The sequence below is a fragment of the Blattabacterium cuenoti genome (genome assembly GCF_014251815.1).
GTDB classification, from domain to species: domain Bacteria; phylum Bacteroidota; class Bacteroidia; order Flavobacteriales; family Blattabacteriaceae; genus Blattabacterium; species Blattabacterium cuenoti_E.
In genome coordinates this window covers 145,946-159,254 of the sequence record NZ_CP059202.1, presented here as the reverse complement: position 1 = coordinate 159,254, position 13,309 = coordinate 145,946, and the positions used below count along the sequence as shown (strand labels likewise).

Annotated in this window: 12 protein-coding genes; 3 read left to right on the top strand and 9 right to left on the bottom strand. The window is 27.6% G+C overall.

Annotation, left to right across the window (positions count from 1 at the left end):
- Window position 1: 1 nt before the first annotated feature.
- The 4 genes from purB to surE form a co-directional block, all read right to left on the bottom strand.
- Window positions 2-1,441 carry an adenylosuccinate lyase gene (gene purB / locus H0H54_RS00755; protein WP_185863382.1) on the bottom strand — a complete coding sequence of 480 codons (1,440 nt, stop codon included), beginning with the start codon at window positions 1,439-1,441 and terminating at the stop codon, window positions 2-4.
- A 7-nt stretch (window positions 1,442-1,448) separates the two neighbouring features.
- Window positions 1,449-2,744 (bottom strand): adenylosuccinate synthase, encoded by a 1,296-nt coding sequence (locus H0H54_RS00750; RefSeq protein WP_185863381.1) that lies wholly within the window; start codon window positions 2,742-2,744, stop codon window positions 1,449-1,451.
- A gap of 66 nt (window positions 2,745-2,810) precedes the next feature.
- Window positions 2,811-3,776 carry a Holliday junction branch migration DNA helicase RuvB gene (gene ruvB, locus H0H54_RS00745; RefSeq protein WP_185863380.1) on the bottom strand — a complete coding sequence of 322 codons (966 nt, stop codon included), beginning with the start codon at window positions 3,774-3,776 and terminating at the stop codon, window positions 2,811-2,813.
- Between the two features lie 15 nt (window positions 3,777-3,791).
- Window positions 3,792-4,613 carry a 5'/3'-nucleotidase SurE gene (gene surE, locus H0H54_RS00740; protein ID WP_185863379.1) on the bottom strand — a complete coding sequence of 274 codons (822 nt, stop codon included), beginning with the start codon at window positions 4,611-4,613 and terminating at the stop codon, window positions 3,792-3,794.
- Window positions 4,614-4,681: 68 nt separating this feature from the next.
- On the opposite strand from surE, the gene H0H54_RS00735 reads away from it, so the two are divergent.
- The gene (locus H0H54_RS00735) at window positions 4,682-6,811 is read left to right on the top strand and encodes a carboxy terminal-processing peptidase (protein WP_185863378.1); all 2,130 of its coding nucleotides are present in this window, start codon (window positions 4,682-4,684) and stop codon (window positions 6,809-6,811) included.
- On the opposite strand, the gene gyrA is transcribed toward H0H54_RS00735, so the two are convergent.
- Both gyrA and aroB read right to left on the bottom strand, forming a co-directional pair.
- Entirely contained in the window at window positions 6,795-9,260 is a 2,466-nt protein-coding gene (gene gyrA / locus H0H54_RS00730) for a DNA gyrase subunit A (protein ID WP_185863377.1), read from the bottom strand. The genes H0H54_RS00735 and gyrA overlap by 17 nt on opposite strands.
- 19 nt (window positions 9,261-9,279) lie before the next feature.
- The gene (aroB, locus tag H0H54_RS00725) at window positions 9,280-10,344 is read right to left on the bottom strand and encodes a 3-dehydroquinate synthase (RefSeq protein WP_185863376.1); all 1,065 of its coding nucleotides are present in this window, start codon (window positions 10,342-10,344) and stop codon (window positions 9,280-9,282) included.
- Between the two features lie 77 nt (window positions 10,345-10,421).
- On the opposite strand from aroB, the gene H0H54_RS00720 reads away from it, so the two are divergent.
- Together H0H54_RS00720 and H0H54_RS00715 are read left to right on the top strand one after the other, a co-directional pair.
- On the top strand, window positions 10,422-10,574 hold the full coding sequence (locus tag H0H54_RS00720; RefSeq protein ID WP_185863375.1) for a hypothetical protein: 153 nt from the start codon (window positions 10,422-10,424) through the stop codon (window positions 10,572-10,574).
- Window positions 10,575-10,602: 28 nt separating this feature from the next.
- Entirely contained in the window at window positions 10,603-11,256 is a 654-nt protein-coding gene (locus H0H54_RS00715) for a DedA family protein (RefSeq protein WP_185863374.1), read from the top strand.
- Window positions 11,257-11,260: 4 nt separating this feature from the next.
- Here H0H54_RS00715 and H0H54_RS00710 read toward each other — a convergent pair whose 3' ends face one another.
- Genes H0H54_RS00710 through H0H54_RS00700 form a run of 3 tightly spaced genes read right to left on the bottom strand, consistent with a single transcriptional unit; the run spans window position 11,261 to window position 13,272 of the window.
- Complete coding sequence (locus H0H54_RS00710) at window positions 11,261-11,698, bottom strand: nucleoside deaminase (protein ID WP_394366898.1); 438 nt, start codon at window positions 11,696-11,698, stop codon at window positions 11,261-11,263.
- 24 nt (window positions 11,699-11,722) lie between these two features.
- Window positions 11,723-12,337 (bottom strand): 50S ribosomal protein L25, encoded by a 615-nt coding sequence (locus H0H54_RS00705; RefSeq protein WP_185863372.1) that lies wholly within the window; start codon window positions 12,335-12,337, stop codon window positions 11,723-11,725.
- On the bottom strand, window positions 12,334-13,272 hold the full coding sequence (locus H0H54_RS00700) for a ribose-phosphate diphosphokinase (protein ID WP_185863371.1): 939 nt from the start codon (window positions 13,270-13,272) through the stop codon (window positions 12,334-12,336). The genes H0H54_RS00705 and H0H54_RS00700 overlap by 4 nt, the downstream gene beginning before the upstream one ends.
- Window positions 13,273-13,309: the final 37 nt, after the last annotated feature.

The following is a 13,309-nucleotide window of genomic DNA, read 5'->3' as shown; positions in this document are numbered from 1 at the left end:
GTTAAATTCGTTTATCCATATTAGATATATCATAATCAATTAGATGATGAAAACGATTTAATATAGGGTTAACTTTTGTCTCAATGAATTCTAAAGTTTGATCTGAAGAAAATCCTGTAAAATTCTTAGGATTCATAATTTTTTTTATTTTTTCTTCATCATGAATCGGAATTTTTTGATCATCTAAGATACGTTTTATAAAATCATTTTCCATTCCTTTCAATTTAATTTGATCATTTGTAGCCATAGAATGAATTCTTATCCTTTCATGAATATCTTGTCTGTCTGCTCCCTTTTTAACACATTCCACAATAAGATATTCAGTAATTAAAAAAGGAAGTTCTTCTCTTATATGTTTATCAATAATATTGGGATATACGACAATATTTTCTAATATATTATTCCAAATCATCAAAATAGAATCTACAGATAAAAATGATTGTCCTATAACTAATCTTCTATTTGCAGAATCGTCTAAAGTACGTTCTAACCATTGAGTTGCTGCAACTAAAGCAGAACTATTAGATAAAGAAATAACATATTTCGCTAAAGAAGCGATACGTTCACTACGTATTGGATTCCGTTTGTAAGCCATAGCACTAGATCCAATTTGCTCTTTTTCAAATGGTTCTTCCATTTCTTTTAAATTTTGTAACAAACGTAAATCATTGCTAAATTTATGAGAAGATTGAGATATATTAGATAATAAATTTAGTATTTGAGCATCGACTTTTCTGTCGTAAGTTTGTCCTGTTATGGAAAACACATTTTTAAATCTAAATTTACTAGATAACTTTTTTTCTAAATCTTTTACTTTTTGTAAATCTCCATCAAATAATTCTTTGAAACTATCTGCTGTTCCTACAGTTCCTTTAACTCCTCTAAAATGAATATTTTTCAATCTAAATTCTAATTCTTCTAAATCTAGAAGTAAGCTTTGTAACCATAAAGAAGAACGTTTTCCTACAGTAGTTAATTGTGCAGGTTGATAATGAGTAAAAGCTAAGGTAGGAGTATTATGATATTCTAAAGCAAAATTTCTAAGACGAAAAATAATATTAATCAATTTTTTTAATAAAATTTCCAATCCGTCACGGATTAGAATAATATCCGTGTTATCTCCTAAAAATGCGCTTGTAACCCCCAAATGTATAATAGGCCTAGCTATAGTTGCTTTTTCTCCAAAAGCATATAAATGAGCCATAACATCATGACGAAATTTTTTTTCATAAAAAGAAACTCTATTCCAATCAATGTTGTGTAAATGGGTCTTTAAATCATATATTTGTTCTTCGCTAATATTTAATCCTAATTCTTTTTGAATTTCTGCCAAATACAACCATAACTTTCTCCAAATAAGAAACTTTTTTTTAGGAGAAAAATTATATAACATTTCTTTACTGCTATATCGTTCTACTAAAGGATTTTTATATTTTTCCACAAAATTTTTAAGTAAAAATTTTCAAAAATAAAGGCTTATTTTTAATAATATTCTGATTTCTTTCAGAACCTACAGAAATTAATATAATTTCCAAATTCAGATAATCTTCAATAAATCTAATATATTTTATACAATTTTTCGGTAAATCTTCATACTCACAAATATGAGATATGTCTTCTTTCCATCCAGGTAAATCTAAATAAACCCCTTTAACATTTTGTTCTATATTTGATGGAAAATATTGAATAATATTATCATCATATTTATATTTTACACATATTTTAATAGTTTGTAATTCACTTAAAACATCAAGTTTTGTAATTACTAAATAATTGATTCCATTAATCATACAAGAGTATTTAAGGGCTATTAAATCTAACCATCCGCATCGTCTGGGACGTTTTGTAGTTGCTCCATATTCATTCCCTTTCTGACGTATTATATTCCCCATTTTATTTTTTATTTCCGTAGGAAAAGGACCAAAACCAACACGAGTACAATATGCTTTTGTTATTCCTATAAAATTTTTTAAAAAGTTTGGGGGGATACCGGTTCCTGTACATACACCTCCTGTAGAGGTAGAAGAAGTCGTAACATATGGATATGTTCCATAATTTATATCCAATAACATAGCTTGAGCGCCTTCAAATAAAATCTTTTTTTTGTTACGAAAAGCATTATGAATTTCATAAACAGCATCTACAATACGATCAGAAATTATTTTCGCATATTCTACATATTCTTCATAAATAGATTGAAAAGAAATAGGGTTCTTTTGGAAAATTTTTGTAAAAATCTGATTTTTAAAATCAACATTATATTTTAGTTTTTTATAAAAAACTTCTAAATTTAATAGATCTAAAACACGAATTCCTGTACGGGCGATTTTATCTACATAAGTAGGACCAATCCCTTTATGTGTAGTCCCAATAGATTTATCACCTAATGCTTCTTCTTGATATTGATCTAATAAATTATGATAAGGCATCGTGATATGTGCTCTTTTTGATAAAAAAACTTTAGATGTACTGATCCCCATTGATTCTAAATTCTGTATTTCTTGTATAAAAGATTTGGGATCGACTACGACTCCAGGACCAACGATACATTTCACATTAGAATAAATAACTCCAGAAGGAACTAAATGAAGAACAAAATGACGGTTTTTAATATGAATAGAATGGCCTGAATTATTCCCCCCTTGGTAACGAATTACATAATCAGAATTTTTAGAAAGTAAGTCTGTAATTTTTCCTTTTCCCTCGTCACCCCATTGGAGACCCACAATAACATTTGAAGGCATGTATATTGATTTTTTTAACAACTTTCAACAAAGTTAATTCTTATGAATGAATATATAATAAAAATTCTATTTTTTTTTAGAATTTCGTTTTATATGCTGATAAGCTAATTCTGTAGCCTTTCTTCCTCTAGGTGTTCGAATTAAGTATCCTTCCTGAATAAGAAAAGGCTCATAAACTTCTTCTATCGTGTCTGAATTTTCACTAACAGCTGTTGCTATAGTATTGATTCCGACAGGTCCTCCCTTAAAATGATTTATGATATATGAAAGAATTCTGTTGTCCATTTCATCTAATCCATGTTTATCTACATGAAGAGCTTCTAATCCTAAATTACATATGTTTATATCTATAGTCCCATTTCCTTTTATTTGTGCAAAATCACGAATTCTACGTAATAAAGCATTAGCTATACGTGGAGTTCCACGGCTTCTGTTAGCAATTTCATAAGACGCTTCTTCCGTTATTGGGGTATTTAATAATCTTGCACTACGATTTACAATATCATTTAATAATTTTTTTTTATAATAACTAAGACGAAAATTAATACCAAATCTAGAACGCATAGGAGCTGTGAGTAAACCTGATCTTGTGGTGGCTCCTATTAAAGTGAAAGGAGATAAATCTATTTGTACTGATTTTGCATTGGATCCAGAATCTATGATAATATCTATTTTATAATTTTCCATAGCTGAATATAAATATTCCTCAACTGTTGGAGAAAGACGATGGATTTCATCAATAAAAATAACATCATTTATCTTTAAATGAATCAGTAATCCAGCTAAATCTCCAGGCTTATCTAAAACAGCACCTGAAGTAACCGTAATGTTCACAGACAATTCATGAGCTACGATATGAGCAAGTGTTGTTTTTCCCAATCCTGGAGGACCATGAAATAAAATATGATCTAAAGCTTCTTTTCTTTTTTTAGCAGCCTGAATAAAAATTTTTAGATTATTCAATATTTCATATTGTCCAATAAAATCACGTATTTTTTGAGGAGTTAAAGATCTCTCTAAAAAGGATGACACTATATATTTTGATATTTAAATTGATAATAAATTGGTGTATACAAAATAAAAAATAAATAATACAATAAAATTCCAAGATTTTAAGATATTTAAAATAGTGTAATTCGTAAAATCAAATTGAATAGGAACAATAGACACATATCCATTTTTTAACGCCCATTCATCTGTATCCATTTTTTCATCCAAATCCACAAAATCTCCTACTAACCAATAGTAAGTCCTTCCTTTAGGATTGGAACGTTTATCAAAACTCTCTTTCCACCTAGATTCCGCTTGTCTACATATTTTAATTCCTTTGATTTCTTCTTTTTTTAATTTAGGAATATTGACATTCAAAGTAATTGTTTGTTCCGGAATAGGGTTGCAAAGAATTTTCTCAACGATTTGAGATACATATTTTTTAGATGGTTCAAAATCAGCGTTCCAATCGAAATCTAAAAGAGAAAATCCTACAGATGGAATTCCCTCTATACTTGCTTCAATAACAGCGGATACAGTTCCAGAATAGACAATATTTACAGAAGAATTTGATCCATGATTAATCCCTGATACACATATATCAGGTTTTCTTGGAAGAAGATCACTAATTGCTAATTTGACACAATCAACCGGAGTTCCAGAACATTCCCATTCTTTTTGATTTCCATTATCTATTTTTACTGAATCACAATATAATATTGTATTCATTGTTATTCCATGTCCTACTCCAGATTGAGGTTTATTCGGGGCGACTACATACACATCTCCTAAAAGATTCATAGAGTGAACGAGCGCTCTAATACCTGGAGCAATGATTCCATCATCATTTGTAACTAAAATAATTGGTTTTTCGTTCATTTTATAATATAAAAAAAGATGTTTAATTTATATATTATATATTATAATTTTGCTAAAATTTTTCAATTGTGAATACTAAAATCAAAAAACTGAATGATATTAAATACATAATAATTGGTTTTTTTCTTGTTTTTTCATTAAGTTTTTGTTCTCCATTAGGAGAAGGAGAACAGGAAAAACATCGTGTAATACTCAAAACAATATATAAAACACTTTATTTTTTACATCCAAATCCTATTTCTATAGATAATAATTTTTCACATAAAGTATATAATGAATATTTTGAAAAATTAGATAATCATAAACGTTTTTTTTTTCAAAAAGATGTAGAAGATCTTTCTTTATATAAAGAAAAAATAGATGATTTTTGGATTTATGGAGATCCTACCTTTTTTAATATTATTATGAAACGTTTTTTTCAAAGAATAAAAGAAGCAGAATTTATATGTTTTCAAATATTAAAAACATCTTTTAATTTTAATAAAAAAGAAATGTACCCTATCATAGAGGAAAAACTTTTTTATCCCAAAAATAAAAAAGAATGGATTGAAAAATGGAGAAAGTACTTGAAATATATGACTTTATTAGAAATCATCACTTCCACGAATCAAAAAAAAATTCCTTTCATAAAGCAGAAAAAAATTTGGAAAAACATATTTTTTAATAATGAAAGAAAATCAAGAAAAAAGGTGGAAGAGTATATTCAGGAATATTTCAGAAAATTAAAAATAAGAAAAGAATCCGATTGGTTTTCTATATATGTTAATACTATAACTTCTCAATATGATCCTCATACTAATTATTTTTCGCCTAGGGAGAAAGAAATTTTTGATTTTAACATATCTGGACAAACTCAAGGAATTGGTGTAGAATTACAAGATGAAAAAGGATATCCTACTGTTGTTAAAATCATTCCTGGTGGACCTGCGTGGAAAAATAAAAAAATAGAAATAGGAGATAAAATTATACGAGTAGCAAAAAATGTCAACTCAGAATCAAAAAACATCGTAGGTATGTTATTAGAAAATTCAATCCGTTTGATAAGAGGAAAAAAAGGAAGTAAAGTGAAATTAACAATTCAAAAGAAAAATGGATCTATAGAAGAAGTGATTCTTATTAGAGATGTAATTGAAAAAAAAGAAATTTTTGCAAAAAGTGTTATAATTTTGGACAAAAATCAAAATAAATATGGTTTGATTTGTTTGCCAGAATTTTATTTTAATCCTGAAAATAAAAATGGTAGAAACGCAGCTAAAGACATGAAACAAATCATTCAAGGACTTAAAAAAGAAAATGTAAAAGGAATTTTGATTGATATAAGAAATAATGGAGGAGGATCTTTATCTACTGTAATAGAAATTGCAGGTTTTTTTTTAGGAAAAGTTCCTATTATACAAATAGGAAAGCCTAATAAAAAAAAAAAGATACTTAAAAGTCATGAAAAAAAAATTTTATGGACAGGACCTCTTGTCGTCCTTGTAAATGAACTATCTGCTTCTGCTTCTGAAATTCTTGCTGCGGCTATAGCAGATTATAAAAGAGGGATTGTTGTGGGAAGCCCTCAAACATATGGGAAGGGAACCATACAAGCTGTTTATCCATTAAATAGATTTTTATTTTATAATGATAAGCTAGGTGCATTAAAATTTACTACTAATAAATTCTATCGTGTAAATGGGGGGTCTACTCAATTAAAGGGAGTGAAGTCAGATATTGTTATTCCAAGTAATACAACAAGTATATTATCAAAATATATGGAAAAAAATCAAACGAATTCTATGAAATGGGATTATACGGATCCTATTTCCTCTATTCATTTTTATTATAATAATTTGTATTTAGAAAATATTAAACATAAAAGTGAAAAACGTTTAAAGAAAAATAAGGGTTTTATTGCTGTTTATAAAAAAATACAATTATTAGAAAATAAATTATCTAATGAGAAACAATTTCCTTTGAATTGGGAAGAATTTTATTATGAAAATTTAAAAATAAAAAGAAGAAATGAAAATTTTAAAAAACTTAAAAATTGTCTATATATATATGGGGCACAATCTTTTACGCCTTATCAAAAAATCATTACAATAAAAGAATCAAAAGAACAAAAAAAATGGATAAAAAATATAAAAAAAGATTTTTATATAGCAGAATGTATTAATATATTACGAGATTTTAGAGATTTTAATGAAAATCCATAATCGGTTTGTAAACTTTAGCAACATCAGCTATGGCATCGTTTTCTTTTAAATTTATTAATCTTACTCCTTGTGTCGTTCTTCCCATAACTCTTATGTCTGATACAGGAATACGTATAATAATCCCTGATTTTTTAATAATCATCAAATCGTCCTGATCTGTGACGTATTTTACAGAAATTAAGCTTCCTGTTTTTTGAGTTATATTTATTGTTTTAATTCCTTTTCCCCCACGATTGGTTATACGATAATCTTTTATATGAGATCTTTTTCCAAATCCTTTTTCAGAAACCACTAATAAATGTCCTTTTTCTTTTATTTCTACATCTACACATATCATTCCAACAACTGAATCTTTATGATTCATATTAATTCCTATAACTCCCGAAGAAGTTCTTCCAGTGGAACGAACTTGTTTTTCTGAAAAACGAATAATTCTTCCACTTTTTACAGCAATAAAAACATGACTATCACCTTTAGTGAGAATCGCTTCTAATAAAGAATCGCCTTTACGAATAATAATAGCATTGATTCCGTCTTTTCTGGGTCTAGAATAATTCTCTAAAGATGTTTTTTTTATAATACCTTTTTGTGTAATCATCATTACATAATAATCTTTGATATACTTTTTATTCGTAATATCCCCCGTTAATATATAAGCGTTTACTTTATCATCTTGTTGAAGATGAATGATATTTTGTATAGCTCTTCCTTTAGAAATTTTAGATCCTTCTGGTATTTCATATACTCTTAGCCAAAAACATTTTCCTTTTTCCGTAAAAAAAAGTAGATATTGATGATTAGTTGCTATAAGCAAATGCTTAAAGAAATCTGATTCTCTAGCAGTCGCTCCTCTATTTCCTACTCCTCCTCTCCCTTGACGTTTATATTCTGATAAAGATGTTCTTTTAATATAGCCAGCATGAGAAATAGTAAGAACAACTTGTTCGTTTTCAATTAAATCTTCTATGTTTACTTTATTTCCTGAATAATCAATTTGTGTACGACGTGTATCTTGGTATTTTCTCTTGATATCTAAAAGTTCTTCCTTGATAATTTTGATTCTTGTGGAATGGTCTTTCAAAATAGTTTTAAAAAACTCTATTTTTTTAACAAGTTCATCGTGTTCTTTTTGAAGTTTATTAATTTCTAAAGATGTTAAACTTTGTAGTTTCATATCTAAAATAGATTTCGATTGATTTTTAGATATTTGAAATTTTTGAATCAATCTGTCACAAGCATCATAATGATTTTTTGATTTTTGAATTAATTGAATCATAAGATCTAAATCATTCAATATTTTCAAAAAACCCGACAAAATATGAACACGATTTTGACACTTTTTGAGTTCGTATTTAGTGCGACGAATAATAACATTGTGTCTATGATTTACAAAATGTCGTATAAAACTTTTTATATTTAATTGAACAGGTTTTCCATCGACTAAAGCTATATTATTTACATTAAAATAAGTTTGTAAAGGAGTATATTGAAATAATTTGTTCAATAATATATTAGGATTTGTATTTTGTTTTAAAATGTAAACAATACGTAATCCATTTCTATCTGATTCATCACGAATTTGATGAATTCCTTCCATTTTTCCTTCTTTCATCAATTCCACAGTTCTAGCAATCATATCAGCCTTATTGACTTGATAAGGGATTTCATCTACAATGATACATTGTCTTCCATGAATTTCTTCTAAATGTATTTTTGCACGTAAAACAATACGTCCTTTCCCAGTATGAAAAGCGTTTTTCACTCCGTCATATCCATAAATGATTCCACCTGTAGGAAAATCAGGGGCTTTGATATATTTCATGATTTCTTCTATAGATATATCATTATTATCTATATAAGCACAAATAGCGTTTATAGTTTCCTTTAAATTGTGAGGAGGGATATTCGTAGCCATTCCAACTGCAATTCCAGAAGAACCATTAATCAAAAGATTAGGAATTCGTGCAGGTAATACGGTGGGTTCTTCTAAAGAATCATCAAAATTTGATTGCATATCTACCGTTTCTTTTTTGATATCCAACAACATTTCTTCAGATATCTTTTGCATTCTTACTTCTGTATAACGCATAGCAGCTGGAGGATCCGCATCCAATGATCCAAAATTTCCTTGCCCATCTATTAATGGATAACGCAATGTCCATTTTTGAGTCATACGAACCATAGTATCATAAACAGAAATATCTCCATGCGGATGATACTTTCCTAATACCTCTCCAACAATACGAGCAGATTTTTTATAAGAACTATTAAAAAAAATTCCTAATTGATACATTCCATAAAGTACTCTTCTATGTACAGGTTTCAATCCATCTCTAACATCAGGAAGTGCTCTGGATATAATAACAGACATGGAGTAATCTATGTAAGATGACTTCATTTCATCTTCAATATTAATGAAAATCAATTTTTCTCCTTCACTTTCATTCATTTTTTTTATAATATTATTTTTATATTAAAAAACTCTCCTTAATCAAGGAAGATGGGACTTGACAATTATACGAACATTTCCCTATCTCCTTTAATAAAGAAAATTGAATTTTATTTTTTTCATTTTTTTTATCATGTTCCATGATTAGCAATAATTTGTCTATTTCTAATTGAGAAATTTGATTTTGTATTGGATATAATGTAGATAGTTTAGATCTAATTTCTATATAATCAGAGAAAGATAAACCATTAATTTTGAAAGAAATCCATGATTCATAAATCATTCCCATAGTAACAGCAACCCCGTGTAACATTTCTTTTATACTCATAAAATAACTCTCTAAAGCATGTCCAATAGTGTGTCCGAAATTTAAAATTTTTCTCAATCCTTTTTCTTTAGGATCTTGATCTACTATTTTTTGTTTAATTAATATAGATTTCTGAATTAGATGTATCCATTCGTTTTCATTTTGAATGATATCTATTTGTATTTGATTCATTTCTTTCCAAAAATTTTTATCAGCTATCAATCCATGTTTGAACATTTCTGCCATTCCAGAAAGAATTTCTTTATTTGGAAGTGTTTTTAAAAAATGGGGATCAATGATTAAAAATTTTGGAATATAAAAAGACCCTATTTCATTTTTTATAGAACCTAAATTCACCCCTGTTTTATATCCTATAGACGCATCAACCATTCCTAACAAAGTTGTAGGAATATTAACAAAACGAATACCTCGTTTAAATATAGACGCAACAAAACCCCCAATATCTGTTATAACTCCCCCTCCTAAATTTATTATTAAACTTTTTCTAGTTGCCTTAAGTTTTTCTAAATCTTTACAAATTTGAATACATGTATAAATATTTTTTTCTTTTTCTCCTGATTTTATCTTAATAAGATTAGATTTTTTTAAAAAACTTATATGTCGAAAAAGAATGGGAAGACAGTGTATACTGGTAATATCATCTACTAGAATAAATATATTTTTTATGGAATCTACTTGATGAAGTAAATAATTTTGAAGTACATTATAAGCTTCTTCATTAAAATATATGAATTCTTCCTTTTTTTTCATTTTCATGAATTTATCCTCAGTAACTAACAAAATTACCAATTTTTGATTAATCAATGAAATAAAATATTTTGTATAACCAAAAAATGATAAAAGTAAAACCTATTATGAAAAAAAATATGTTAGGAATCCATCCTAGAATATTAATAAATTTAAATAAACATTTCATAAATATAAAAATGAACAATATTATTATAAATATGAAAATAAATCTTTTTCTAAAAAATAGAAATATTTAACTTTGACTTTCATTATCATATTTGTAAAATGTCAGATATTTGGGATGTTTTCCAACATTTGTTTAACCCTAGATGGATATTTTTATATTTCGGAAATGCTGCTTTATTTATTCTCTTAGCTATTGTTTTTGCAGAAACGGGATTTTTTATTGGTTTTTTCTTACCTGGAGATTCTTTATTATTCACTGCTGGAATTTTTGGTAAAGATTTATGCAAGAATTTTTATAATGTTCCTTTTTTTGTGATTATTTTAATCGTAGCAGGTGTCGCTGTTCTTGGAAATATGCAAGGATATTGGTTAGGATATAAATCTGGAAAACTATTATATAAAAAGAAGGACTCCTTTTTTTTTAAAAAGAAACATTTGATTTTGGCAAAATTGTTTTATAATAAATATAAAACAACCGCCCTTATTATAAGTCGTTTTTTACCTATGTTTCGTACTTTTGCTCCTATTGTTGCAGGAGCAATTCGTGTAGAATTTAAAAAATTTATGATATATAATATTATTGGAGCGCTTGCTTGGACTTTTTCTATCATGTCAGCTGGACATTATTTAGATAAAAGTTTTCCAGAATTAAAAAATCATCTTGAATGGATTATTCTATTAATTGTATTGATTACAACTTTACCAGTTTTAGTGAAACTAAGAATAAATAAGAAGAAAAAAATATTTATATGAATTTTTAAAATTCATATTTACATTTACGAATTCTTTTTTTGTAAAAGAATTCTTGTATAATAGATTTACATTGGTTTTTCATAATTCCAGATACAAATTCTGTTTTAGGATGTAATTTAGCCCCCGAACATAAGAACCCTCTTTTTGAGGGATTGGGAGTGCCACAAACAACTCTTCCTATTTGAGACCAAAACAAAGCTCCAGCACACATAACACATGGCTCTAAGGTTACATACAAAGTACATTTTTTGATATATTTTTTTTTAAAATAATCAGATGCCAAGTTTATTACTAACATTTCCGCATGTGCAGTAATATTACATAAAGTTTCAGTTAAATTATGAGCTGTTGCTATAACCATATTTTTATATGTAATTGCAGCGCCTACAGGGATCTCATTTTTATGAAAAGCAATCAAAGCTTCTTTGAAGGCTATTTTCATAAAATAAAAATCTAAAGACATTGTTTATTTTATTTTTGTTTTATCATCTTTTTCTTTTTCTTTATTATCTTCTTCTGGAGCCCCTTTTATAATTGTACGAGTGTTTTTTACATTTGCTATCAATGTATGAGAAGGATGTAATATAGTATATTGGTTATTATATAAATCTCCAACTGTTATTTTGTCTCCAATATCTAAAGAATCAATGTTAAATTGAATATATTCTGGCATATTATCTATACTTGTTTTCACCTTTAATTTTCTAACAGTAGAATAATATTCTCCTCCTTTTGTTACTCCAATAGGTCTTCCAAAAGATTTTACAGGAATTTCCAATGTTATAGATTTTGATTTATCAATTTTATAAAAATCTACATGTAATATTTTTTCCTTAACAGGATCGAATTGAATTTCCTTTCGAATAGCATTGATACTTTTATCGTGTCCTTCTATTTTCAGAACAACATTATATATTTCTACAGTGTAGATTATTTTTCTCAAACTTTCTAGTGAAGAATAAAACGGAATATTTATATTTTTTCCGTATAAAATACATGGTATGTTTCCGGAAAGTCGAATATTACGAACTGCTTTTTTCCCAAAATCTCTTTTATAACCGTATATATTTATATATTTCATATTATAAATTTATTACTAATGGATTTGTCTTTATGGACTAATTGCATCACTTCTGCAAAAAGTGGAGCGCAAGATAAAACTTTAATTTTATCATTAATTTTATTTTTATTTATAGGAATCGTGTCAGTCACAACTAATTCTTCAATCGCAGATTGGTGTATTTTTTCATATGAATTACCTGATAATACAGGATGAGTTGCTATAGCACGTACACTTTTAGCTCCTTGTTTCTTTATTAAATTAGCTGCTTCTGTTAAAGTCCCACCCGTATCTACCATATCATCTATGAGTATAATATTTTTTTTTCTTACATCTCCTATAAGATTCATAAATTCTATTTCATTTGCTTTTTTTCTCTCTTTATAACAGACGACAACATCTGTCACCAAATAACCTGCATAACTCCTAGCTCTTTTAGCCCCACCCATATCTGGAGAGGCTATGGTTAATTGATCTATGTTTAATTTTTTAATGTAATCAATAAATATTCTAGATGCATATAAATGATCTACAGGTATATCAAAAAATCCTTGAATTTGATCTGCATGTAAATCCATAGTCATAACTCGAGTTGCTCCTGAAGCTACAATTAAATTGGCCATAAGTTTTGCTGCAATAGGAGTTCTAGGTTGATCTTTATGATCTTGTCTGGCCCATCCAAAATACGGGATCACAAGTGTAATATTATAAGCTGAAGCTCTACGAGCAGCATCGCACATTAATAATAATTCCATTAAATTATCTACTGGAGGAAAAGTTGAACCTATCAAAAATACTTGAGATCCACGAACAGATTCTTCGAAACAAGGAATATATTCTCCATCACTAAATTCTAAAAATTGTACTTTACCAAGAAAACCCCCAAAATAAAAAGCTATATCTTGGGATAATTTTAAACCGCTTCTTGTAGAAAAGAAGAGAACCTTTTGATTCATAGTTATATTTTTTATGCAAAAATACTCTAAATTAAAA